The 24,487-nt window shown below is 73.6% G+C and carries 19 protein-coding genes and 1 pseudogene; 8 read left to right on the top strand and 12 right to left on the bottom strand.

Features of this window, described 5'->3' with window-relative positions:
- Positions 1-72 precede the first annotated feature (72 nt).
- The 3 genes from ACFYNX_RS21210 to ACFYNX_RS21200 form a co-directional block, all read right to left on the bottom strand.
- Positions 73-2,409, bottom strand: coding sequence for a sodium-translocating pyrophosphatase (locus ACFYNX_RS21210; protein ID WP_388663234.1), 2,337 nt, complete (start codon positions 2,407-2,409; stop codon positions 73-75).
- A gap of 157 nt (positions 2,410-2,566) precedes the next feature.
- Complete coding sequence (locus tag ACFYNX_RS21205; RefSeq protein WP_365539290.1) at positions 2,567-3,025, bottom strand: ATP-binding protein; 459 nt, start codon at positions 3,023-3,025, stop codon at positions 2,567-2,569.
- A 15-nt stretch (positions 3,026-3,040) separates the two neighbouring features.
- Positions 3,041-3,394 carry an STAS domain-containing protein gene (locus ACFYNX_RS21200; protein ID WP_030205962.1) on the bottom strand — a complete coding sequence of 118 codons (354 nt, stop codon included), beginning with the start codon at positions 3,392-3,394 and terminating at the stop codon, positions 3,041-3,043.
- A gap of 80 nt (positions 3,395-3,474) precedes the next feature.
- Here ACFYNX_RS21200 and ACFYNX_RS21195 point away from each other — a divergent pair, with 80 nt between their 5' ends.
- A complete protein-coding gene (locus ACFYNX_RS21195) occupies positions 3,475-6,126 on the top strand; it encodes a DEAD/DEAH box helicase (RefSeq protein ID WP_388663231.1) in 2,652 nt (883 codons plus the stop codon).
- Between the two features lie 40 nt (positions 6,127-6,166).
- Here ACFYNX_RS21195 and ACFYNX_RS21190 read toward each other — a convergent pair.
- The 7 genes and pseudogenes from ACFYNX_RS21190 to ssd form a co-directional block, all read right to left on the bottom strand.
- Positions 6,167-6,364, bottom strand: a pseudogene (locus ACFYNX_RS21190) (Rv3654c family TadE-like protein); the annotation flags it as partial.
- A 116-nt stretch (positions 6,365-6,480) separates the two neighbouring features.
- Complete coding sequence (locus tag ACFYNX_RS21185) at positions 6,481-6,924, bottom strand: TadE family type IV pilus minor pilin (RefSeq protein WP_388663229.1); 444 nt, start codon at positions 6,922-6,924, stop codon at positions 6,481-6,483.
- Between the two features lie 103 nt (positions 6,925-7,027).
- On the bottom strand, positions 7,028-7,288 hold the full coding sequence (locus ACFYNX_RS21180) for a DUF4244 domain-containing protein (RefSeq protein ID WP_388663227.1): 261 nt from the start codon (positions 7,286-7,288) through the stop codon (positions 7,028-7,030).
- A 66-nt stretch (positions 7,289-7,354) separates the two neighbouring features.
- Positions 7,355-8,131, bottom strand: a complete 777-nt coding sequence (locus ACFYNX_RS21175; protein ID WP_388663431.1) for a type II secretion system F family protein — start codon at positions 8,129-8,131, stop codon at positions 7,355-7,357.
- Entirely contained in the window at positions 8,131-9,006 is an 876-nt protein-coding gene (locus ACFYNX_RS21170) for a type II secretion system F family protein (protein ID WP_388663225.1), read from the bottom strand. Before ACFYNX_RS21170 ends, ACFYNX_RS21175 begins: the two co-directional genes overlap by 1 nt.
- The gene (locus ACFYNX_RS21165; RefSeq protein WP_388663223.1) at positions 9,000-10,175 is read right to left on the bottom strand and encodes a TadA family conjugal transfer-associated ATPase; all 1,176 of its coding nucleotides are present in this window, start codon (positions 10,173-10,175) and stop codon (positions 9,000-9,002) included. The genes ACFYNX_RS21170 and ACFYNX_RS21165 overlap by 7 nt, the downstream gene beginning before the upstream one ends.
- A complete protein-coding gene (gene ssd, locus ACFYNX_RS21160; RefSeq protein ID WP_388663221.1) occupies positions 10,172-11,242 on the bottom strand; it encodes a septum site-determining protein Ssd in 1,071 nt (356 codons plus the stop codon). Before ssd ends, ACFYNX_RS21165 begins: the two co-directional genes overlap by 4 nt.
- Positions 11,243-11,779: 537 nt before the next feature.
- Here ssd and ACFYNX_RS21155 point away from each other — a divergent pair.
- A complete protein-coding gene (locus tag ACFYNX_RS21155; protein ID WP_388663219.1) occupies positions 11,780-12,649 on the top strand; it encodes an HAD family hydrolase in 870 nt (289 codons plus the stop codon).
- Between the two features lie 351 nt (positions 12,650-13,000).
- Here ACFYNX_RS21155 and ACFYNX_RS21150 read toward each other — a convergent pair whose 3' ends face one another.
- Positions 13,001-13,819 carry an oxidoreductase gene (locus ACFYNX_RS21150; protein WP_365539314.1) on the bottom strand — a complete coding sequence of 273 codons (819 nt, stop codon included), beginning with the start codon at positions 13,817-13,819 and terminating at the stop codon, positions 13,001-13,003.
- A gap of 102 nt (positions 13,820-13,921) precedes the next feature.
- Here ACFYNX_RS21150 and ACFYNX_RS21145 point away from each other — a divergent pair, with 102 nt between their 5' ends.
- Positions 13,922-14,896: an ATP-binding protein gene (locus tag ACFYNX_RS21145; protein ID WP_365539318.1), complete on the top strand. Its 975-nt coding sequence runs from the start codon at positions 13,922-13,924 to the stop codon at positions 14,894-14,896.
- A 28-nt stretch (positions 14,897-14,924) separates the two neighbouring features.
- Here ACFYNX_RS21145 and ACFYNX_RS21140 read toward each other — a convergent pair whose 3' ends face one another.
- Entirely contained in the window at positions 14,925-16,253 is a 1,329-nt protein-coding gene (locus tag ACFYNX_RS21140) for a hypothetical protein (RefSeq protein ID WP_388663216.1), read from the bottom strand.
- Positions 16,254-16,570: 317 nt separating this feature from the next.
- Between ACFYNX_RS21140 and ACFYNX_RS21135 the strand changes: the two genes are divergently transcribed.
- The 5 genes from ACFYNX_RS21135 to ACFYNX_RS21115 all read left to right on the top strand — a co-directional run bounded on the left by ACFYNX_RS21135 (position 16,571) and on the right by ACFYNX_RS21115 (position 24,487).
- Positions 16,571-19,030, top strand: coding sequence for a SulP family inorganic anion transporter (locus ACFYNX_RS21135; RefSeq protein ID WP_388663214.1), 2,460 nt, complete (start codon positions 16,571-16,573; stop codon positions 19,028-19,030).
- Positions 19,031-19,388: 358 nt separating this feature from the next.
- Entirely contained in the window at positions 19,389-21,344 is a 1,956-nt protein-coding gene (gene acs / locus ACFYNX_RS21130; protein ID WP_125664522.1) for an acetate--CoA ligase, read from the top strand.
- 273 nt (positions 21,345-21,617) lie between these two features.
- Positions 21,618-23,009 carry a Na+/H+ antiporter NhaA gene (gene nhaA, locus ACFYNX_RS21125; RefSeq protein ID WP_365539330.1) on the top strand — a complete coding sequence of 464 codons (1,392 nt, stop codon included), beginning with the start codon at positions 21,618-21,620 and terminating at the stop codon, positions 23,007-23,009.
- A gap of 36 nt (positions 23,010-23,045) precedes the next feature.
- Complete coding sequence (locus ACFYNX_RS21120; protein ID WP_388663211.1) at positions 23,046-23,552, top strand: phage holin family protein; 507 nt, start codon at positions 23,046-23,048, stop codon at positions 23,550-23,552.
- Positions 23,549-24,487: an alpha/beta hydrolase gene (locus tag ACFYNX_RS21115; RefSeq protein ID WP_365539336.1), complete on the top strand. Its 939-nt coding sequence runs from the start codon at positions 23,549-23,551 to the stop codon at positions 24,485-24,487. Before ACFYNX_RS21120 ends, ACFYNX_RS21115 begins: the two co-directional genes overlap by 4 nt.

The following is a 24,487-nucleotide window of genomic DNA, read 5'->3' as shown; positions in this document are numbered from 1 at the left end:
TCCGTGAATGAGACGGATGCCACGTCAGACGGACGCCCCGTCAGGAGGACGCCCCGTCAAGCGGCCACCCGGTCAGGCGGCTTCCACGGAGCGCCTCTTGGAGAGGAGCACGGCGAGGACGACCACGAGCAGCGCGACCGCGGCGACGGCCGCCCGTACCCAGGGATTCGCGTCGTCCCCGTGCCCGAACCGCACGACGGCCGGGGCGATGAGGAGCGCGACCAGGTTCATCACCTTCAGGAGGGGGTTGATCGCCGGCCCCGCCGTGTCCTTGAACGGGTCGCCGACGGTGTCCCCGATGACGGTCGCCGCGTGCGCCTCACTGCCCTTGCCGCCGTGGTTCCCGTCCTCGACCAGCTTCTTCGCGTTGTCCCAGGCGCCGCCGGAGTTGGCGAGGAAGACCGCCATCAGCGCCCCCGTGCCGATCGCCCCGGCGAGGTACGCGCCGAGCGGGCCGACGCCGAGCGCGAAGCCCACCGCGATCGGGGCCGTCACGGCGAGCAGCCCGGGCGTGGCGAGTTCGCGCAGCGCGTCCTTGGTGCAGATGTCGACGACCCGCCCGTACTCCGGCTTCTCGGTGTGGTCCATGATCCCGGGGTGGTCGCGGAACTGCCGCCGCACCTCGTACACCACCGATCCCGCCGACCGGGACACGGCGTTGATCGCGAGCCCCGAGAAGAGGAAGACGACCGCGGAGCCGAGGATCAGGCCGAAGAGGTTGTTCGGCTGCGAGATGTCCATGGAGAGGGTGAGCCCACCCGCCCGCGCGCCCACCTCCGCGACCGAGGTGGCGATGGCGTCCCGGTACGAGCCGAAGAGCGCCGAGGCCGCCAGGACGGCGGTGGCGATGGCGATGCCCTTGGTGACGGCCTTGGTCGTGTTGCCGACCGCGTCCAGGTCGGTCAGGACCCGCGCGCCCGCGCCCCGGACGTCCCCGGACATCTCCGCGATGCCCTGGGCGTTGTCCGCGACCGGTCCGAAGGTGTCCATCGCGACGATCACGCCGACGGTGGTGAGCAGGCCCGTCCCGGCCAGCGCGACCGCGAAGAGCGCCAGCACGACCGAGGTCCCGCCGAGCAGGAACGCCCCGTAGACGGTGAGCCCGATCAGGAGCGCCGTGTAGACGGCGGACTCCATGCCGAGGGCCACGCCCGCGAGGACGACGGTCGCGGGGCCGGTGAGCGAGGACCTGCCGACGTCCCGCACGGGCCGCCGGCTCGTCTCGGTGAAGTAGCCGGTGAGCTGCTGGATGAGCGCGGCCAGGACGATGCCGAGGGCGACGGCGACCAGGGCGAGGACGCGCGGGTCGCCCCCGTGCTCGCGCAGGCCGGGCTCGGTGACGCCCTCCAGGCCGGCGTAGGTGGACGGCAGGTACGTGAAGGCGGCGACGGCGACGAGCGCGAGGGAGACCACCGCCGAGACGAGGAAGCCGCGGTTGATCGCGCTCATCCCGCCGCGGTCGGTCCGCCGGGGCGAGACGGCGAGGATGCCGATCACGGCGGTGACCACGCCGATCGCGGGGACGATCAGGGGGAAGGCGAGGCCGTGGTCGCCGAAGGCGGCCTTGCCGAGGATCAGCGCGGCGACCAGGGTCACGGCGTAGGACTCGAAGAGGTCGGCCGCCATGCCGGCGCAGTCGCCGACGTTGTCCCCCACGTTGTCGGCGATGGTGGCGGCGTTGCGCGGGTCGTCCTCGGGGATGCCCTGCTCGACCTTGCCGACCAGGTCGGCGCCGACGTCGGCGGCCTTGGTGAAGATGCCGCCGCCCACGCGCATGAACATGGCGATGAGGGCCGCGCCGAGTCCGAACCCCTCCAGGACCTTGGGCGCGTCGGCGGCGTAGACGAGGACGACGCAGGCGACGCCGAGCAGCCCGAGGCCGACGGTGCACATGCCGACGGCCCCGCCCGTGCGGAAGGCGATCCGCACGGCCCGGTGCGCGGCCCCGTCCGGGTCCCGCTCCGGTTCGCCCGGTGCCGGAGCGGCGTCCCGGGCCGCCGCGGCGACCCGGACGTTCGCCCGTACGGCGAGTCGCATGCCGAGGTACCCGGTGACCGCCGAGAACAACGCCCCGACCAGGAAGAACAGGGAGCGCCCGGCCCGCTGCGACCAGGTGTCGGCGGGCAGCGCGAGGAGCAGCAGGAACACGACGGCGGCGAAGACGGCGAGGGTACGGAGCTGCCGCGCGAGGTAGGCGTTGGCCCCTTCCTGCACGGCGGCGGCGATCTCCCGCATCCTCTCGGTGCCCTCACCGGCCGCGAGCACCCGGCGGGCGAAGAACCAGGCGACGACCAGCGCGGCGAGGGCGACGGCCGCGACGACGACCACGATCGTCCGGTTCCCGCTCGTGAGCACCGCCGCGGCGAGGGAGACGGGGGGAGGGGGGTCCATGGGGACGGATCGGTCCATGGGGACGGATCATAGGGAGACGAACCGGCACATACGGGGACCCGGAACCCCCCGCGCGGCTGTCCCGAAGGCGGGAGAAGAGTGACGAGGAGGGGCCCGCATCGCGGGCCCCTCCTCGAATTTCTACCGCTTGCGCGTCCCGCAGGACCGGAACGCCTCAGGACAGGACGTCCGCCGTGCTCACCGGCCAGGTCATACGGAGGGTGCCGCCGTCCGCGCCGGCGCTCACCTCGACGTCGTCGACGAGCCCGCGGATCACCGCGAGGCCCATCTCGTCCTCGCCGTCGGCGTCGTCGAAGTCCTCGGCCGGGGCCGCGGCCCGCGCGCCGGGCACCCCGACCGCATCGGCCGCCGCCACCCCCGCGCCCGGCACCTCGTCGCCGACCTCGATGGAGAACGACTTCTCCTCCTCGGTCAGGGCGACCCGGATGGGGGTCGTGACGTCGTTGCTGCGGTGCAGCCCGACGGCACGGGAACACGCCTCGCCGACGGCGAGGCGCACCTCGTCGAGGAGCGCCTCGTCCACCCCCGCCCGGCGCGCCACCGCGGCCGCCACCAGGCGGGCCGTCCGGACGTGCTCGGGCTGGGCGCTGAAGCGGAGTTCAACGGTGGCCATGCGAACCCCCCGGGCTCAGTCGACGGCGTTGACGGCCTCGTCGACCGAGGTGTGGATCGGGAACACCTTGGTGAGGCCCGTGATCCGGAAAATCTTGAGAATGCGCTCCTGGTTGCAGACGAGGCGCAGTGAGCCCTCGTGGGCACGGACGCGCTTCAGGCCGCCGACGAGCACACCGAGGCCGGTGGAGTCGAGGAAGTCCACGCTCTCCATATCGACGACCAGGTGGTAACTGCCGTCGTTCACCAACTCGACCAACTGCTCGCGCAGCTTGGGCGCGGTATACACATCAATCTCGCCACCGACCTCGACGACCGTACGGTCACCACCAGCGCCGGTCACATTGCGAGTCGACAGGGACAGGTCCACGGATCCTCCAGCACCTTGCTATCGGGCGATCGTTCTCTCGGGGCTCCCGGACGGGGCCGAGGAACGGATCGCCAGCCGCGATGGCATTCAATCACTTACGCACAGCCATGCACGACGCCTTGGAAGCATTGTCCGTCATGGCAGTGACACACTCGATGCCGATGGCCAAGAATCACCGCCCCAGTCGTCCCGCCGGGGACAGGGGCAGCCGCCCCTCTCCCGGCATGGTCCTGGACCGGCTCTCCTCGGGCGAGAGCCGGGCCGCGCGCATCACTCATACGGAGCACATGCCCGCCCGGGCGGGTCGTCATGCGGTCTGGCCGGGCCGCATCCGTCCGGAGGTGATCGCGGCGATCCGGGAGGCCGGGATCGAGCACCCGTGGGCCCACCAGGCGGAGGCCGCCGAGCACGCCCTCGACGGCGAGTCCGTGGTGATCGCCACCGGCACCGCCTCGGGCAAGTCGCTCGCCTACCTCGCCCCGGTCCTCACCACCCTCCTGGACGGCTCCGAGGCCCCCAACGGACGCGGGGCCACCGCCCTCTACCTCGCACCCACCAAGGCCCTCGCCGCCGACCAGCGGCGCGCCGTGAAAGAACTGGCCGCCCCGCTCGGCAACCGGATCCGCCCCGCCCTCTACGACGGCGACACGCCGGTCGAGGAGCGCGAGTGGGTCCGCCAGTACGCGAACCTCGTCCTGACCAACCCCGACATGCTGCACCGGGGCGTCCTCCCCTCCCACCCCCGCTGGTCCTCCTTCCTGCGCGCCCTGCGCTACGTCGTGATCGACGAGTGCCACACCTACCGGGGCGTCTTCGGCTCCCACGTCGCCCAGGTGCTGCGGCGCCTGCGCCGGATCTGCGCCCGGTACGGCTCCGAACCGGTCTTCCTCCTCGCCTCGGCCACCTCCGCCGACCCCGCCCGGGCCGCCGGCCGCCTCACCGGCCTGCCGGTCACCGAGGTCTCCGACGACGCCTCCCCGCGCGGCGAGCTGGTCTTCGCCCTCTGGGAGCCGCCGCTGACCGAGCTGCACGGGGAGCGCGGCGCGCCGGTGCGCCGCACGGCCACCGCCGAGACCGCGGACCTGCTGACCGACCTGACCCGGCAGGGCGTCCGCTCGGTCGCCTTCGTACGCTCCCGGCGCGGCGCCGAGCTGATCTCGGTGATCGCCCAGGAGCGGCTCGCCGAGACCGACCGCGCCCTGGCCCGCCGCGTCGCCGCCTACCGGGGCGGCTACCTGCCCGAGGAGCGCCGCGCCCTGGAACGGTCCCTGCACTCCGGGGAACTCCTGGGCCTGGCCGCCACGACCGCCCTGGAGCTGGGCGTGGACGTCTCGGGCCTGGACGCCGTCCTGATCGCCGGATACCCGGGCACCCGGGCCTCCCTCTGGCAGCAGGCGGGCCGCGCCGGCCGCTCGGGCGAGGGCGCCCTCGCGATCATGGTCGCCCGGGACGACCCGCTGGACACCTTCCTGGTCCACCACCCCGAGGCGATCTTCCAGCAGCCGGTCGAGTCGACCGTCCTGGACCCCGACAACCCCTACGTCCTCGCCCCCCATCTGTGCGCCGCGGCGGCGGAGCTGCCGCTGACCGAACCCGACCTGGCCCTCTTCGGCCCGGCCGTCCCCGGCCTGCTCCCCCAACTGGAGACCGCCGGCCTGCTGCGCCGCCGCTCCACCGGCTGGTACTGGACCCGCCGCGAGCGGGCCGCCGACCTCACCGACATCCGGGGCGGCGGCGGCAGCCCCGTGCGGATCGTGGAGGCCGGCACCGGCCGCCTCCTCGGCACGGTCGACGAGGCGGCCTCCCACACCTCCGTCCACGAGGGCGCCGTCCACCTCCACCAGGGCCGCACCTACCTGGTGCGGGAGCTCGACCTCAAGGACTCCGTGGCCCTCGTGGAGGAGGCCGTCCCGCCGTACTCCACCACCGCCCGCGACACCACCTCCGTCTCCGTCCTCGACACCGACACCGAGATCCCCTGGGGAGCCGGCCGCCTCTGCTACGGCTCCGTCGAGGTCACCAACCAGGTCGTCTCCTTCCTCCGCCGCCGCCTCATCACGGGCGAGGTGCTCGGCGAGACCAAGCTCGACCTGCCGCCCCGCACCCTGCGCACCCGTGCCGTGTGGTGGACGGTCACCGAGGACCAGCTCGACGCCGCCCGGATCAACCCGGAGATCCTCGGCGGCGCCCTGCACGCCGCCGAGCACGCCTCCATCGGCATGCTGCCGCTCTTCGCCACCTGCGACCGCTGGGACATCGGCGGCGTCTCCGTGCCGCTCCACCCCGACACCCTGCTGCCCACCGTCTTCGTGTACGACGGGCACCCGGGCGGCGCGGGCTTCGCCGAACGGGCCTTCCACACGGCCCGCGCCTGGCTGACGGCCACCCGGGAGGCCATCGCCTCCTGCGAGTGCGAGGCGGGCTGCCCGTCCTGCGTCCAGTCCCCGAAGTGCGGCAACGGCAACGACCCCCTCCACAAACGCGGCGCGGTCCGCCTCCTCACGGAACTCCTCCGCGGGGCCCCGGAGGACCGGGAAACGGTCCCGGAGGGCCGAGAGGCGCTTCCAGAGGACCGGGAGGCGGCTCCGGAGGGTGCCCGGGAGGCGGAGGAAGGCCGACGGCAGGCGCCTGAGGCTCGGGCGCCGGCTCCGCAGGGTCCTTGGGCCCCGGAGGATCGGGAGGCGGCTCCGGCGGACCCCGCAGGGGCTCCTGAGGCCCCGCCCGGGACCTGACCTCCGGCCGGTACGGGCCGCGCACCACCCGCGCGGTCACCTCGGCGAGCTCACCCCGCACCGCGCACCGCACCAGCTCGGCGCCCTGCTCACCGGCCACCCGGGAGGCGGTGGCACACGCCTCGGCTTCGCCCCACAGGGCCCGGTCGGCGGCGGCGAGGACGGCCAGGTCGGCGGCCCCTCCGGCCCGGTGCCGGGCCACCACCGCCTGGCCCAGCGCGAGCAGCGCCCCGAACACCACGCACAGCACGCAGGCCGCGAACGCCGTCCACACGGTCGCCGCGCCCCGGTCGTCCCGACGGCCGGGTCCACGACGGTCGGGTGAGTGACGGCCGGGTGAGTGACGGCCGGGCTTCACGGCGGTCCCCCGGGCTCCGAGACCCCGGCCCCTGAAACTCCTGCTTCCGAGCCCCCGGTACCGGAATCCTCGAGCCCGGAATCCCCGGTCCCCGAGGTCCCGGACCCCAAGTCACCCACCGCCGCGCCGCCCTCCGCGAGGAAGCCGGTGTCCTCCGCGAGGGCCGCCGCGTCCGCCCGCAGGGTGAGGCCCAGGCCCCGGGGGCCGGGGGCCGCCGCCTCCACCGTCACCCGCCACAGCTCCCCCGAGCGCGTCACCGACACCCGGGCGCCCTCGGGCGCCGCGGACCGCGCGGCCGTCTCCGCGGCGGCCACCGGTTCCGAACGGGCCGCCGACCGCGCGCCCGCCCGAGCCGCGTCCACACATTTGAGCTGCGCGGCGGCCGCGGCGAGGGCCCAGAGCAGGGTCACCGTGAACAGCGCCAGGACGGGCAGGACCATCGCCGCCTCCACGGTCGCGAAGCCCCGGTCGGAACGGCACGCTCCGAAACGACCCGTCCCAGAACGGCCCGTCCCAGAACGGCCCGTCCCAGAACGACGCGCCTCAGAACGACGCATCGAGCGCCTTCCCGATCATCGACTCCAGCGCTCCCGAGACCGTTCCGCTGGTCACGACCTTGTAGAGCACCGCGGCGAACGCCGCCGCCGCGATCGTCCCCACCGCGTACTCGGCCGTGCTCATCCCCGCGTCGCGGCGCGCCGCCTCCCGTCGCGCCCGCCACCATCCGCCGGCCCGCCCCAGGACGGCCGTCACCACCGTCACCACCGCTGCCGACTTCACCTTCACTGTCCCTGTCCCTGCCATGTCGTCCTCCTCGTTCCGTTCCACTCGTCGTGTCTCGTCGTATGTCGTCGCGTGTCGTCGTCGTTCTCATCCGTGCAGCAGGCCCGTCGCGAGGCCGATCACCACCGGGGCCACCCCCACCGCCAGGAAGGCCGGCAGGAAGCAGAGCCCCACGGGCGCGCTGATCAGGACCTGGGCCCGGCGCGCACCGGCCGCCGCCGTACGGGCGCGGGCGGCTCGCAGGGCCGTCGCGTACCGGGCCACGGCCTCCGCCGAGGGCGCCCCCGAGGAACCGGCCCGTTCCAGGCAACGGGCGAGTCCCGCGGCACCCGGTATCGCGCCGAACCTCCCCCACACCTCGGCCGGTTCGCCGCCGAGGCGCAGTTCGGCCGCCGTGCGGGACAGGCGCTCCCCGAGCAGGCCGCCCAGCGACCGGCCCACCGCCTCCGCCGCCTCTCCGGGCCCGGCCCCCGAGACGGCGCAGGCCGCCAACAGGTCGGCCGCCAGCGGCAGATGCCGTACCGCCTCCTCCTCGCCACCGTCCGGATCGGTCGACGCCCGGCGCCCGGGGAGCCGTCTCCGTACCCCGCAGGCCACCAGGACTCCGACGCCCAGGCCGGCGATCCCGCCGAAGAGCACCCAGCCGAGCCCGACCGCCACGACCGGCACCGCCCAGAGCCCCACCCACGGCGGCAACCCCGCCCGGGCCTTCCGGGGCGGCGGAGCCGGCACCCCGAGAAGGTTCCGCGTCCGCCTCCGCGTCCGGCGCGCCCCCAGCTCGCGCAGCGCCTCGCGGACGCCTTGCGCGCACAGGCACACCGCCGCCGTCAGGAGCGCCCCCGCCTGAAGAACGTCCAGCGGCATCACGCCCGCTCGCCTCCCCGTACGATCCGCGCGGCCCACCACAGGCCGGCCGCCTCCAGGGCCCCGCCGACGGCCAGGCAGCCCAGACCCGCCGGGGTGTGGAGCAGCACCCGCAGGGGGTCGGCCCCGAGCGCCGTGCCGAGGGCGAGCCCCGCCGCCGGGAGCAGCGCGAGAACGGTCACCGTGGCCCAGGCTCCGGCCAGTTCGGCCCGCAGCCGCTCCCGCTGCTCGTGCCCGTCCCTCAAGGAGGCCTCCAGCCGGTCGAGCCCGGCGGCCAGGCCGGCGCCCCCGTCGACGGCCACCTGCCAGCAGGCCGCCATGCCCGCGAGGCCGTCGGCACCGTCCTGCCGGGACGCCCTGCGCAGGGCCTCCGGCACGTCCCCGCCGAACCGGGCCGCCGCGAGCACCCGTGCCTCCTCGTCGCCCAGGGCTCCGGTCTCCCGGGCCGCGAAGGACAACGCCTGCGCGGGCTGCCAGCCGGCCCGCAGCTCCCCGACGACCGCCCCGCAAAGGGCCACGACCCGTTCGGCCCGCGCCTCCCGTTCCCTGCGCCGTCCGGCGGCCCGCAGCCGCCGCCCGACCAGGGGCACCGCGAGCGCCCCCGCCACCAGCGGCAGCGGCGACTCCCCGAGCAGCGCGAGGACTCCCGCCACCGGCAGGCACAGCCACGCGCGCCTGCCCCGCAGCAGGGCCCACCCGTGCGCGACCGCCACCGGCCAGGTCCCCCGGCCGGCCTCCTCGGGCACACCGCCCGCGAGCACCGCCCGCGCCCGGCCGGTCCCGCGCCGCCGCTCGACCGCCCACCACAGGGCGAGCCCCGCGCAGAGCACCGCCGCGCCCTGCGCCACGCCCCGTACCGCCTCCGCCGTCACCACGTTCCCCCTCCGATCAGCGTCCTCAGCCGCTCCCAGCCACGCTCCCGCGCGAACCCGGACGCGCCCCAGCGCAGGGCGGGAACCGTCCGGACCAGCCCCTCCCGGTCGCGCTCCAGGACGTGGATCTCGGCGATCCGACGCCGCCCGTCCCGGTCCCGTACGAGGTGGAGCACGACGGAGAGCCCGGCGCCCAACTGGCTGTGCAGGGCGGCCCGGTCGAGCCCGGCCGCCGTCCCCAGGGCTTCGAGCCGCGCCGGTACGTCCGCCGCCGTGTTGGCGTGCACCGTCCCGCTGCCCCCTTCGTGGCCCGTGTTGAGGGCTGCCAGGAGGTCCACGGCCTCCCCGCCGCGCACTTCGCCGACCACCAGCCGGTCGGGCCGCATCCGCAGCGCCTGCCGGACCAGGTCCCGCAGGGTGACGAGCCCGGCGCCCTCCTGGTTGGCGGGCCGGGCCTCCAGGCGCACCACGTGCGGGTGGTCGGGCCGCAGCTCCGCCGAGTCCTCGGCCAGCACGATCCGCTCCCGCTCCCCCACCAGGCCGAGCAGGGAGGCGAGGAGCGTGGTCTTCCCCGTGCCCGTGCCGCCGCTGACGAGGTACGAGACCCTGGCGTCGATCAGGGCCCGCAGGACCGCGGCGCCGCCGGGCGGCACCGTGCCCGCCGCGGTCAGTTCCTCCAGGGAGAAGGCCCGCGGGCGCACCACCCGCAGCGAGAGGCAGGTCGAGCCGACCGCCACCGGCGGCAGCACCGCGTGCATGCGGGTGCCGTCGGGGAGCCGGGCGTCCACCCAGGGGCGGGCGTCGTCGAGCCTGCGTCCGGCGACGGCCGCGAGGCGCTGTGCGAGCCTGCGGACGGCCGCCGCGTCGGGGAAGGAGACCGGGACCCGTTCGAGTCCGGCGCCCCGGTCCACCCACACCCGGTCGGGGGCGGAGACCAGGACGTCGGTGACGGCCGGGTCGGCGAGGAGCGGTTCGAGCGGTCCGGTGCCGATCAGTTCGCACCGCAGCTCCTCCGCCGCTCCCAGCACTTCCGCGTCGCCGAGCAGCCGTCCCTGGGCCCGCAGCGCCGCCGCGACCCGGGCCGGGGTGGGTTCGGCCCCGCTCGCCGCGAGCCGCTGCCGCACGGCGTCCAGCAGTCCCGTGCCGCCGCCTTCGTCCCGGTTCCCGGTCATGCCGCACCGCCGGGGGTGAGCGCGTGCTCCCAGAAGGCGGCGCAGAAGCGGCCGAGCGGCCCCCGGGGCTCGGCGCCCGGTGGAAGACCCGCGTCCTGGTCGGCCACGATCCCCGGGTCGTAGGGGAGTTCGCCGACGAGCGGCAGGCGCAGTGCGTCGGCGACCCACCGCTCGTCGAGCCCCGTCGCGTACGGCCCGCGCACCACGGCCCGCAGGTCGCGCACGGCCGCCCCGAGGGTCGCGGCCACCCGGTGGGCCGCCGCAACGGCCCTCAACTCCCCAGGTACGACGAGCAGTCCGAGGTCGAGCTGGGCCAGGGCCTCGGCGGTCGGCAGGTCGCCCCCGCGCGGCAGGTCGACCACGACGACCCCGCCCCGGCGGCGCGCGGCGGCGAGCACGGACCGCACGGCCTCCGGCGGCACCGGCAGCGCGGGCTCCCTGCCCCAGCTCAGCACCCGGACGCCCCGCACCGACGGCAGGGACTCCTCCAGGGCACCGCCCGCGAGCCGGCCCTTCGAGGCGGCGAAGTCGGGCCACCGCCTGCCCTCCTCGCGTTCGCCGCCGAGCAGCACGTCGAGGCCGCCGCCCAGCGGGTCGCCGTCGACGAGGAGGGTGCGCCGCCCGGTCCTGGCGGCGGCGAGGGCGAGGGCGCAGGCCAGGGTGGAGGCGCCCGCGCCCCCGCGGCCGCCGACGATGCCGACGGTCAGCGCCTGCCGGCCCACCCCTTCGGCCGCGTCGGCGATGCGGTCCACGAGGAGGCCCTCGGCGTCCGGGAGCCGCAGCACGCACTCCGCGCCGATCTCCACGGCGAGGCGCCACACCTCCGGGTCGTCCGGGTCGCGCCCGACGAGGACGGTCCCCGGCCGGCGCACCGCTCCCCGGCAGCGGGCGGCGGCGTCGTCACCGACCAGGACGAGCGGTGGGTCCGTCCAGCTCGCCCGCCGCTCCGGCACCCGGTGGTGCACCTCGGGCTCGACCCCGGCCGCCGCGCACAGCCGGAGGAGGTCATCGAGCAGCCCGAGGTCCTCGGTGACGATCAGCGGCCCGGCCCGACGCACCTCGTCCACGCCCCGCGCCCCGGCCCCCTGCGCCGACGGGCCCCGCCCCGCGCCTCCGACCCCTGCCCCTGCCCCTGAAGTCCTGGATGCGTCCACGGCACACGCCCCTCTCGTGATTCCCTCCGGCCGCGCACTTCGCGACAGGAATCACCGTGGGGCCATCCAGGAAATCGTGGGGATCTCACCGAAAAACTGTGGATAAGTGAGGGCCTGTGAATAACCGCGCCACCCCTCCGGGGGCTGCCCGGAACGCATCCCACTGGTTACTCTGAGTGAGGAATCGAGAGTGCGACAGCCCGATGGCCAACCCGTGGCCGAGGGGCGAAGAGAAGGGAGCGGGCGATGTTCCACAGGCCCAAAACGGCTCTGGACATGCGACGACCCCCGCCGGGGGGGAGAGCGGGGGTCGTCTCTCCGGCCGACTCGGGGGGGGAGGAGCCGGACCGGGGTAGCACGGTCGCGAACGATCCGTGACTTCCATGGTGTACCCGAGAGGCTTCTCAGGCAAACCCACGCACCCCAGCGTACGCCGAATGGCGGGCACCTATGCTCGGGCTCGTGGAAAACCACTCCTTGCCGCGCACAGCCGCCTTCTTTGACCTGGACAAGACGGTCATTGCGAAGTCCTCGACGCTGACCTTCAGCAAGTCCTTCTACCGGGGCGGGCTGATCAGCCGCCGCGCCGCCCTGCGGACGGCCTACATCCAGTTCGTCTTCCTGGCGGGCGGGGCCGATCACGACCAGATGGAGCGGATGCGCGAATATCTTTCCGCGCTCTGCAAAGGCTGGAACGTCGCCCAGGTGAAGGAACTCGTCGCCGAGACCCTTCACGATCTGATCGACCCGATCATCTACGACGAGGCGGCCTCCCTCATCGAGGCCCACCACGCCGCCGGCCGGGACGTCGTCATCGTCTCGACCTCCGGCGCCGAGGTGGTCGAGCCGATCGGCGAGATGCTCGGGGCCGACCGGGTCGTCGCCACCCGGATGGTGGTCGGCGAGGACGGCTGCTTCACCGGGGAGGTGGAGTACTACGCCTACGGGCCGACGAAGGCCGAGGCCGTCCGGGAGCTCGCGGAGTCGGAGGGCTACGACCTCTCGCGCTGCTACGCGTACAGCGACTCGGCGACCGACATCCCCATGCTGGAGGCCGTGGGCCACCCGCACGCGGTCAACCCCGACCGGACACTGCGCCGCGAGGCCGTCGCCCGGGAGTGGCCGGTGCTCTCCTTCGAGAAGCCGGTCCGCCTCAAGCAGCGGCTGCCCGATTTCCGGATGCCGCCCCGGCCCGCGCTCGTCGCCGCGGCGGCCGTGGGGGCGGCAGCCGTAGGAGCCGGGCTCGTCTGGTACGCCGCCAGACGCCGTCAGGCCGCCCCCGCCGCCTCTCGGACCCCTGGCGGCTTTGCCCGAATTTGAGCAAAACCCAGAGAAGTGGAACCAGCACTTTCGCTTCCACCCCAAGAGGAGTAAAAAGGAATCAGGCCCGCGAGACCTGGGACATCCGAGAGGATCACCTGTTGAGCATGAAGGCCCCACGGACCTAGCACGAAAACTAGGTACCCACGCGACGTCGACCCGTCGATTACGGGCCAGCCGCACCAGGCCACGGGCAAAGTTCCCGGCCTGATGGGCACATATCGAGGACGCTTGGTAACTGGGTGGACGTGCCAGCGGCGGTACCTGAAGAGGTACCGCCGCAACCCTTTTCAGCCCCGGAAGCGGGCTCGGCCCCGGACCCGGGCTCGGCCCCCCGCTCTCAGGCGGCCCTCAGGCCGCGCCGCGCTGGAGCGCCTCGCAGACGGCCGTCGACTCCCGGACACCCAGCTCCACCGAACGCCCGCAGTGCGCGATCCAGGCGCCCACGCCCTCCGGCGTTCCCGACAGATACCCCTCGAACGCGGCGAGGTACGCGGCCCGGCCCTGCTCCGCGTGGCCGACCTCGGCCGGGCAGACCGCCTTGGGGTCGAGACCGCTGCCGACGAGCGCGATCCGCTCGGCCGCCCGCGCGACCAGGCCGTTGTACGAGGTGAAGGGGCGCAGCGCGAGCAGCTCGCCGTGCACCACGGAGGCCGTCACGAGCGCCGGGGCCCCGCTGCCCGCGACGATCAGCTCCGCGAGGCCGTCGAGCCGTCCGGCGACCTCGGCGGGCGTCGGCACCGGGCCCTCGACCAGCGGCTCGTCGACCTTCTCGCCGTCCAGCCGGGGCCGCCCCACCGAGTCGTCCGGTTCGCCGGCGGCGACCAGGTGGAGGCGGGCGAGCACGCGCAGCGGCGACTGGCGCCAGATGGAGAGGAGCTGTCCGGCCTCGGCGCCCAGGCGCAGGGCGGCACCGACCGTGCGGGCCTCGGGGTCGGCGCTGAAGTCGGTGCGTCGGCGGACCTCCTCCAGGGCCCAGTCGGCACCGGACAGGGCGGCCGAACCGCGCGCTCCGCGCAGCGCCGCCTCGGAGGAGATCTCGTTGCTGCGACGGCGCATCACGCGGTGGCCGTAGACCCGGTCGACGGCCTTGCGTACGGAGTCCACCGCGTCGGCGACGCCCGGCAGGGAGGCGAGCGCGGCCAGGGGGTCAGAGGCGTGCGTACTCATAGGTAGGGAGGCTACGCGTCCGGCGCCCCCGCCCCACGATGGAGTGGTCTTCTTCACGCAACCCGACCACGTGCGGCGATCGTGCGGCTACCCTAGGTGAACATGAAGATCGCTTTCGTCGGGAAGGGCGGCAGCGGCAAGACCACGCTGTCCTCGCTCTTCATCCGTCACCTCACCGCCAACGAAGCTCCGGTCGTCGCCGTCGACGCGGACATCAACCAGCACCTGGGCGCCGCGCTCGGCCTGTCCGAGGCGGAGGCCGCCGCGCTGCCCGCGATGGGCGCGCACCTGCCGCTCATCAAGGAGTACCTGCGGGGCACCAACCCGCGGATCACTTCCGCCGACACGATGATCAAGACGACGCCGCCCGGGGCGGGCTCCCGGCTGCTGCGGGTCCGTGAGGACAACCCGGTGTACGAGGCGTGCGCGCGTCCGGTCCGGCTCGACGACGGCGAGGTCCGGCTGATGGCGACCGGCCCCTTCACCGAGTCGGACCTCGGGGTCGCCTGCTACCACTCGAAGGTCGGCGCGGTGGAGCTCTGCCTCAACCACCTGGTCGACGGCCCCGACGAGTACGTGGTCGTCGACATGACGGCGGGCTCGGACTCCTTCGCCTCCGGCCTCTTCACCCGCTTCGACATGACCTTCCTGGTGGCGGAGCCGACCCGCAAGGGGGTCTCGGTCTACCGCCAGTACAAGGAGTACGCGCGGGACTTCGGCGTCGCGCTCAAGGTCGTCGGCAACAAGGTGCAGGGCCCGGACGACCTCGACTTCCTGCGCGAGGAGGTCGGAGAGGACCTGCTCGTGACGGTGGGCCACTCGGACTGGGTCCGGGCGATGGAGAAGGGCCGCCCGTCCCGCTTCGAGCTCCTGGAGGCGGAGAACCGCATGGCGCTCCAGGCCCTCCAGGACGCGGCGGACGACTCGTACGCCCACCGCGACTGGGAGCGGTACACGCGGCAGATGGTCCACTTCCACCTGCGGAACGCGGAGAGCTGGGGCAGCGCCAGGACCGGGGTCGACCTGGCGGCGCAGGTCGACCCCGGTTTCGTCCTCGGCGAGCCGCTGGCGGTGTAGCGGTTCCCGCCGGGCCCGACGGGCCGGGTCAGCCCGCCGCGGGAGCGGCGGCGCCCACCGGCTCCGCCGGCCGGGAGGCCGGAGCGGCCGGAGAAGCGGGGGCGGCCGGTGCGGAGAGGAACTGCTTCCAGCCGGCCGCCGGGGCCTCGCCGACCTTCAGGGCGCGCATCTTGGCGATGACGTCGGGGTCCTGGGCGTCGAGCCAGTCGGCGAGCTGGCGGAAGGAGACGCACCTGACGTCCTTCTGCACGCAGACGGTGGCGATGGTCTCCTCGACGGCCTTCATGTACGTGCCGCCGTTCCAGGACTCGAAGTGGTTGCCGATGATCAGCGGCGCGCGGTTGCCCCGGTAGGAGCGCTCGAAGGCCTGCACCAGGCCGTCGCGCATCTGGTTGCCCCAGTACCGGTGCTGGGAGGGGTCGCCCTGGGTGGTGCCGGGGGACTGGTTGACCAGGAAGTTGTAGTCCATGGACAGCGTCTGGAAGGCGCGGCCGGGGACGGGCACGAGCTGCATCGACAGGTCCCAGAGGCCCAGGTCCTTCTTGGGCCAGATCTGGTCGTTGACGCCGCTGGTGTCGTAGCGGAAGCCCATCTGCGCCGCCGCCTGGACGAAGTTCTTCCGGCCCTCCAGGCAGGGGGTGCGGGCGCCGACGAGCTCCTTGTCGTAGTCGAAGGGCAGCGGCTGCTCGGCGCGCAGGCCGGCGTTCGTCTTCCAGGTCTTGACGAAGGACTTGGCCTGGTTGATCTCGCTCTTCCACTCCTCGACGGACCAGGTGCCGACACCGCCGTCGGGGCCGCAGAAGTGCCCGTTGAAGTGGGTGCCGATCTCGTTGCCGTCCTGCCAGGCCCCGCGGAGTTCGCGGACGGTGGCGCGGATGCCCTCGGTGTCGTTGAAGCCGATGTCTGAGCGGCCCGCACCGTGCTGCGGCGGGTCGTACAGCTTCTTCTTGTCCTCGGGCAGCAGGTACACGCCGCTGAGGAAGTACGTCATGGTGGCGTTGTACTTCTTGCCCACCTGGCGGAAGTGGGAGAACAGCTTCTGGCTGTCCTCGCCCGCGCCGTCCCACGAGAAGACCACGAACTGCGGCGGGGCCTCCCCCGGCTTGAGGCGCTGCCAGGCCGGCTGCTTCGGCTGGGCGCCGGTGAAGGCGGTCGAGCCGTCGCCGATCAGCCGGGGCACCGTCTGCGGGGCCGCGCCCGGGCCCTTCTTGGCACCCGGGCCGCCGCCCTGCGTTCCCCTCGTGGCGTCCCCGTCGGAGCCCGAGCAGCCGGCGACGCCGGCGATCAGGGCGACGGCGAGGGCGCCGGCGGCGAGCACCCTCTTCTGGGCAGTGGTCCTTCTCCCGGCGGCAGTCATCCGCCCACCTCTCCTCGGTTCCGTGCGAGCGGCGTCAACGTCGCACCGCGACGGCCGGGCAGATGAAACGACAAGCGGAGTAATACGCACTAATCACCAGAACAGGTGAACCACTGCACCATTTGCCCGGAAAGTACTGCCAGGATCTTTACTCTCCATTACGATCCATTTACCGAGCGTTGATGATTTCTTCGAAGGGCCTCGCGTCGAGAGGCCCCTAGCGCACATCCCGCCGCTGTACGCCGTGACCCACGGCCGCGAGCCCCGCGTTCGTCCCGCACGAGCCGCGACCGCGCCGCCCCGGAGGAGACGGGAACATGACCCTCTGCACCCCTGACCGCACGACCACCCGACCCCGCGTCCAGCGGCCGCACAGCCCCCCGGAGGGGCCGCGCCGCTTCCGCATCGCCTCCGTCGACGTGTCCGCGTCGATCGCCGTCTTCCTGATCGCGCTGCCGCTCTCGCTCGGCATCGCGCTCGCCACCGGAGCCCCGCTCCAGGCCGGCCTGGTCGCCGCCGCCGTCGGCGGACTCGTCGCCGGCCGCTTCGGCGGCTCCCCGCTCCAGGTGAGCGGCCCCGCCGCCGGCCTCACCGTCGTGACCGCCGAGCTCATCCGGCTCTACGGCTGGCGCACCACCTGCGCCATCACCGTCCTCGCCGGGCTCGCCCAACTCGGCCTGTCCGCCCTGCGCGTGGCCCGCTCCGCGCTCGCCGTCTCGCCCGCGATCGTGCACGGCATGCTGGGCGGCATCGGTGTCACCATCGCCCTCGCGCAACTGCACATCGTGCTCGGCGGCACCCCCCAGAGCTCCGCCGTGGACAACGCCCTGGGTCTGCCCGCCCAGTTGGCGCACGTCCAGCCGGCCTCGTTCGCCATCAGCGCGCTCACCGTGGCCGCGCTGCTCTGCTGGCCGCGCCTGCCGGGCCGCGCCGGAAGACTCCTGCGCAAGGCCCCGGCCGCGCTCGTCGCGGTGGCGGGCGCGACGGCGGTGGCCGTGCTCGCCGGTCTCGCCGTGCCCCGCGTCGACCTGCCGTCCTGGAGCAGCCACGCCCTGCCGGGGATGCCCGAGGGGCCGGTCCTCGGCATCGCCGCCGGCGTCCTCACGATCACCCTCGTCACCAGCGTGCAGTCGCTGCTCTCCGCCGTCGCGGTCGACAAGCTCGTCGCCGCCCGCCCGGACCACGGCCTGGGCATCCCGCGCACCGCCCTCGACCGCGAACTCGCCGGCCAGGGCATGGCGAACGTGGTCTCCGGCGCGCTCGGCGGCCTGCCGGTCGCCGGGGTCGCGGTCCGCAGCGTCGCCAACGTCTCGGCGGGCGCGGTGAGCCGCGCCTCCACCATGCTGCACGGCCTGTGGATCGTGCTCGCCGCCCTGCTGCTCGTGCCCGTGCTCGACCTGATCCCGCTGCCCGCGCTCGCCGCCCTCGTGATGGTGGTCGGCATCCAGATGGTCAGCATCACCCACATCCGCACCGTCACCCGTCACCGTGAAGTCGTCGTCTACGTGGTGACGCTGGCCGGAGTCGTCCTCATCGGCATCCTGGAGGGCGTGGCCCTCGGCATCGGCGTGGCCGTCGCGGTCGCCCTGCACCGGCTCACCCGCACCCGGATCACCCGCGAGGAGCGCGACGGGCGCCAACTGCTGCGCGTCCGGGGCCAACTGACCTTCCTCGCCGTGCCCCGTCTGAGCCGGGCCCTGCACCAACTGCCTCCCGGTTCCGACGTGGTGGTCGAGCTGGACGGGTCCTTCATGGACCACGCGGCGTACGAGACGCTGAGCGACTGGACGTCCGGGCACCTCGCCCACGGCGGCAAGGTCGAGACGACCGGGCCCTCCGGGACCCGGATCGCCGAGCCCTCCCCCGGCGCGGCCCCGCACTCCTGTTGCCGCCCCTGGACCCCCTGGCACAACCACCAGTGCGGGGAGCCGCCGGCCGAGCGGCAGGAGTCCGGCGAGACAGCGGCGGACCGGCCCGCGCCGGGGCTGAAGCTGGCGAGCGGCATCGGCAAGTTCCAGCGGAACACCGCTCCGCTCGTACGGGACGAGCTGGCCCGGCTCGCCCGGGAGGGCCAGCGTCCCTCGCAGCTCTTCCTGACCTGCGCCGACTCCCGCCTGGTCACCAGCATGATCACGGCGAGCGGCCCCGGCGACCTCTTCACCGTGCGCAACGTCGGCAACCTCGTCCCGCTCCCCGGCGAGGAGAGCGGGGACGACTCGGTGGCGGCGGCGATCGAGTACGCGGTGGAGGTGCTGCGGGTCGAGTCGATCACCGTCTGCGGCCACTCCGGCTGCGGCGCGATGCAGGCCCTCATGAACGCCGGCCCGGACGATCCGGCGTCCCCGCTGCGCCGCTGGCTCCGGCACGGCCGGCCCAGCCTGGAGCGGATGGCGAGCAGACGTCATGCCTGGGCCCGGATCGCGGGGCGCCTGCCGGCCGACGCGGTCGAGCAGCTCTGTCTGACCAACGTCGTCCAGCAGTTGGAGCACCTGCGGGCGTACGAGCCGGTGGCCCGCCGGCTCGCCGACGGCAGCCTCACGCTGCACGGGATGTACTTCCACGTGGGCGAGGCGCAGGCGTACCTGCTCAGCGGTACGGACGAGCCGCACGGCCACGACGCCTACGACGACGTCTTCACCCGCGTCATGCCGACCGCCCTGCCGGCCGGGCCGGGGACCGGACCGGAGAACGGGCCGGAGAACGGGCCGGAGGCCGACGCGGAGGCCGAGGCGGCCACAGGCCCGACGGCCTGCCTGGAAACAGCGCGCGCCTCCTGAGCGGGCACTCCCTTCCGGGCGGGCGCCTCCCTCATCCGGGCACCTTCCCCCGCCCGGACACCCCTTCCCGCCCAGACACCTCCTCTCGCCCAGGCGCCCCCTCCCAGGGCCCCGCCGCCAGGGCGCACGCCCTCCGGCGCACGTCGCCGGGCCGCACGCGCCCTGAACCATCGGCACCGTCCGTCCGTGAGACTGTGTGGCCCCTTCTCCCACCGCTCGGGAAGAAGGGGCCACCCACGTCGAGCCACCCACAGGTCTAAACCAATTTCCTGGTTGCTCTTGTCACCCGGGCATCTGACTGATGAGCTATGACGCGGGACACATACGCACAGAGGACGCCCTGGGAAAGGGAGATGTCGTGAGCAACGAAAGCCTGGCCAATCTGCTCCGCGAGGAGCGCCGCTTCGCGCCGCCCGCCGAGCTGGCTGCGGACGCCAATGTGACGGCGGAGGCGTACGAGCAGGCCAAGGCGGACCGGCTGGGTTTCTGGGCCGAGCAGGCCAAGCGGCTGACCTGGGCCACCGAACCGACCGAGACCCTGGACTGGTCGAACCCGCCGTTCGCCAAGTGGTTCGCGGACGGCGAGCTGAACGTGGCGTACAACTGCGTCGACCGGCACGTCGAGGCCGGGCACGGCGACCGGGTCGCCATCCACTTCGAGGGCGAGCCGGGCGACAGCCGCGCGATCACCTACGCCGAGCTCAAGGACGAGGTCTCCCGGGCCGCCAACGCCCTGACCGAGCTGGGCGTCCGCAAGGGCGACCGGGTCGCCGTCTACCTGCCGATGATCCCCGAGGCGGCCGTCACGATGCTGGCCTGCGCCCGCGTCGGCGCCGCCCACTCGGTGGTCTTCGGCGGCTTCTCGGCCGACGCCGTGGCCTCCCGGATCCAGGACGCCGACGCCAAGCTGGTCGTGACCGCCGACGGCGGCTACCGCCGCGGCAAGCCGAGCGCCCTCAAGCCGGCCATCGACGAGGCCGTCGCCAAGTGTCCGCAGGTCGAGCACGTCCTCGTGGTCCGCCGCACGGGCCAGGACACCGCCTTCACCGAGGGCCGCGACGTCTGGTGGGACGACATCGTCGCCCGCCAGTCCGCCGAGCACACCCCGGAGGCCTTCGAGGCGGAGCACCCGCTCTTCATCCTCTACACCTCGGGCACCACGGGGAAGCCGAAGGGCATCCTGCACACCTCCGGCGGCTACCTCACCCAGGCCGCCTACACCCACCACGCCGTCTTCGACCTCAAGCCGGAGAGCGACGTCTACTGGTGCACCGCCGACATCGGCTGGGTCACCGGGCACTCGTACATCGTCTACGGCCCGCTGGCCAACGGCGCGACGCAGGTCATGTACGAGGGCACCCCGGACACTCCGCACCAGGGCCGGTTCTGGGAGATCGTGCAGAAGTACGGCGTCACGATCCTCTACACGGCGCCGACCGCGATCCGCACGTTCATGAAGTGGGGCGACGACATCCCCGCGAAGTTCGACCTGTCGAGCCTGCGCGTCCTCGGCTCGGTCGGCGAGCCGATCAACCCCGAGGCCTGGGTCTGGTACCGCGAGCACATCGGCGCCGGCAAGACCCCGATCGTGGACACCTGGTGGCAGACCGAGACCGGCGCGATGATGATCTCGCCGCTGCCGGGCGTCACCGAGACCAAGCCGGGCTCCGCCCAGCGCCCGCTGCCGGGCATCGCCGCCACCGTCGTGGACGACGAGGCCAACGAGGTGCCGAACGGCGGGGGCGGCTACCTGGTCCTCACCGAGCCGTGGCCGTCGATGCTCCGCACCATCTGGGGCGACGACCAGCGCTACATCGACACGTACTGGTCCCGCTTCGAGGGCAAGTACTTCGCGGGCGACGGCGCCAAGAAGGACGAGGACGGCGACATCTGGCTGCTCGGCCGGGTCGACGACGTCATGCTCGTCTCGGGCCACAACATCTCGACGACCGAGGTCGAGTCGGCCCTCGTCTCCCACCCGGCCGTCGCCGAGGCGGCCGTCGTCGGCGCCGCCGACGAGACGACCGGTCAGGCGATCGTCGCCTTCGTGATCCTGCGCGGCACCGCGACCCAGGACGACAACCTCGTCGCCGAGCTGCGCAACCACGTCGGCGCGACCCTCGGCCCGATCGCCAAGCCGAAGCGGATCCTGCCGGTGGCGGAGCTGCCGAAGACCCGCTCGGGCAAGATCATGCGCCGTCTGCTGCGCGACGTGGCGGAGAACCGGGAGCTGGGCGACGTCACCACGCTGACCGACTCCTCGGTCATGTCGCTCATCCAGACCCAGCTCCCGGCCACCTCCAGCGAGGACTGAGCCGCAGCCGGTACGCACGAGCGGTACGTACGGATCGGTACGCACCGAAGGGAAGGCCCGCCCCGGTCTCGGGGCGGGCCTTCCCCGTGCCCCCACGCGCCTCCCCGAGGGGACGAACCGGTAAAAACTCCCTAGGCTGCTTCTCGCCGGATGCCCCACCGCCTCCTTGGGTAGGGTGAGGGTCGCGTCAGAAACGCGACAGAAAGACCCAGGTGCGCCGGGAAGTCTGGTCGGCATGTGCTTCGCCCTGCCCGCCCGACGGAGGTCCCCCGCATGTCCGCGCCCACCGACCGCAAGTTCCTCGGCCTGCTCCCCCTGCCCGAGCGCCGCTACCTCGCCGACGCCCTGCGCACCGAGACCGTCGGCGGCGTGCTGCTCCTCCTCGCCGCCGTCGCCGCCCTGATCTGGGCGAACTCCCCCCTGAGCGACAGCTACGAGTCCGTGCGGGACCTCCACTTCGGTCCCGCCGCCCTCGGCCTCGACCTCTCCGTCGAGCACTGGGCGGCCGACGGCCTCCTCGCGGTCTTCTTCTTCGTCGCCGGCGTCGAGCTCAAGCGCGAACTCGTCGCGGGCGAGCTGCGCGACCCCCGGGCCGCCGCGCTCCCCGTCGTCGCCGCGCTCTGCGGCATGGCCGTGCCCGCCCTCGTCTACACCCTGGTCAACGTCCTCGGCGGCGGTGCGTTCGGCGGCTGGGCCGTCCCCACCGCGACCGACATCGCCTTCGCGCTCGCCGTCCTCGCCGTGATCGGCGCCTCACTGCCGTCCGCGCTGCGCGCCTTCCTGCTCACCCTCGCCGTCGTCGACGACCTCTTCGCCATCCTGATCATCGCGGTCTTCTTCACCACGGACCTGAACTTCGCCGCGCTCGGCGGCGCCCTCGCCGGCCTCGCCGTCTTCTGGCTGCTGCTCCGCAAGGGGGTCCGCGGCTGGTACGTGTACGTGCCGCTCGCCCTGGTGATCTGGGGCCTGATGTACAACAGCGGCGTCCACGCCACCATCGCCGGCGTCGCCATGGGCCTGATGCTGCGCTGCACCACCCGGGAGGGCGAGGAGCACTCCCCCGGCGAGCACATCGAGCACCTGGTCCGCCCCTTCTCGGCCGGTGTCGCGGTGCCGCTGTTCGCCCTCTTCTCCGCCGGCGTCAGCGTCTCAGGCAAGTCGCTCGGGGACGTCTTCACCCAGCCGGTCACCCTCGGCGTCGTCCTCGGCCTCGTCGTCGGCAAGGCCGTCGGCATCTTCGGCGGCACCTGGCTCACCGCCCGCTTCACCCGGGCCGAGCTCAACCCCGAACTGAACTGGCCGGACGTCTTCGCCCTCGCCACCCTCGCCGGGATCGGCTTCACCGTCTCGCTCCTCATCGGCGAGCTCGCCTTCGCCGGGGACCCCGCGCTCACCAGCCAGGTGAAGGCCGCCGTCCTGACGGGCTCGCTCGTCGCGGCCGTCCTCGCCACGGTCCTGCTGAAGCTGCGGGTGCGGAAGTACGACGCGCTCTACGCCGACGAGGAGCGCGACGAGGACGAGGACGGCATCCCGGACATCTACGAGGAGAACAGCCCGGAATACCACCTCCGGATGGCCGCGATCCACGAGAGGAAGGCCGCCGAACACCGACAGCGCGCCCAACTGGCGGGGGCATCGAGCGAGGAGGCCGACCGTCCGGCATGATCTGAGTCGGACCGTAGACGAGGAGAGGGAGCAGCGATGAGCGACCTGTACGACAAGGGCGAGCCGAGCCTCGGCCAACTGGTCGCCTCGGCGACCGCCGAGATGTCGGCACTGGTGCACGACGAGATCGCCCTGGCGAAGGCCGAGATCCGCCAGGACGTCAAGCGGGGCGCGATCGGCAGCGGGGCGGGCATCGCGGCCGCCGTGGTGCTGCTGTTCTCGCTGCCGATGCTGAGCTTCGCCCTCGCGTACGCCATCAACACCTGGACCGGCGGGCACAACGGCAACGGGGGCTGGAACCTCGTCTGGTGCTTCCTGCTCTCCTTCACGGCGAACGTGCTGCTCGCGGGGCTCCTCGGCCTCTTCGCGTACTCCAAGTTCAAGAAGGTCAAGCCGCCGGAGAAGTCCATCGCGTCCGCCAAGCAGACGGCCGCGATCGTGCAGAACGTCAAGCCGCACCCGCGTCCCGAGGCGCCCAAGGCCCTGGTCAAGGGCTCCGTTGACCAGGACAAGGGCACCGTTGTGGCACGCTCGTCCGTATGACCCTTCCCGAGAGCAGCACCGCCGGCGGCGGACCCGTACGGCTCGACGGGCCGTGGACCCACCGGGACGTGGCCGCCAACGGCGCCCGCTTCCACATCGCCGAGATGGGCGACGGGCCGCTGGTGCTGCTCCTGCACGGCTTCCCGCAGTTCTGGTGGACCTGGCGCCACCAGTTGCCCGCCCTCGCCGAGGCCGGGTTCCGGGCCGTCGCGATGGACCTGCGCGGGGTCGGCGGCAGCGACCGCACCCCCCGGGGTTACGACCCCGCCAACCTGGCCCTCGACATCACCGGCGTCGTCCGCTCGCTCGGCGAGCCGGACGCGGCGCTCGTCGGGCACGACCTGGGCGGCTACCTTGCCTGGACGGCGGCCGTGATGCGGCCCAAGCTGGTGCGCCGGCTCGTGGTCTCCTCCATGCCGCACCCGCGCCGCTGGCGTTCGGCGATGCTCTCCGACTTCGCCCAGTCGCGGGCCGGCTCGCACGTCTGGGGCTTCCAGCGGCCGTGGCTGCCGGAGCGCCGGCTCGTCGCGGACGACGCCGCGCTCGTGGGGGAGTTGATCCGGGACTGGTCGGGGCCGCAGCCGATCGTCGACGAGGAGGCGATCGGGACGTACCGGCGGGCGATGCTCGTCCCGTCGACGGCGCACTGCTCGATCGAGCCGTACCGCTGGATGGTCCGCTCGCTCGCCCGTCCGGACGGCGTCCAGTTCAACCGGCGCATGAAGCGGCCGGTGCGGGTGCCGACGCTCCACCTGCACGGCTCCCTGGACCCGGTGATGCGGACCCGCAGCGCGGCCGGTTCGGGCGAGTACGTGGAGGCACCGTACCGCTGGCGGCTCTTCGACGGCCTCGGGCACTTCCCCCACGAGGAGGACCCGGTGGCCTTCACCACGGAGCTCGTCAACTGGCTGAAGGACCCCGAGCCGGACCGCTGA

Origin of the sequence: Streptomyces sp. NPDC007872, assembly GCF_042868165.1 — a bacterium.
Classification (GTDB): Bacteria; Actinomycetota; Actinomycetes; order Streptomycetales; family Streptomycetaceae; genus Streptomyces.
This window is presented reverse-complemented; position numbering and strand designations above follow the sequence as displayed.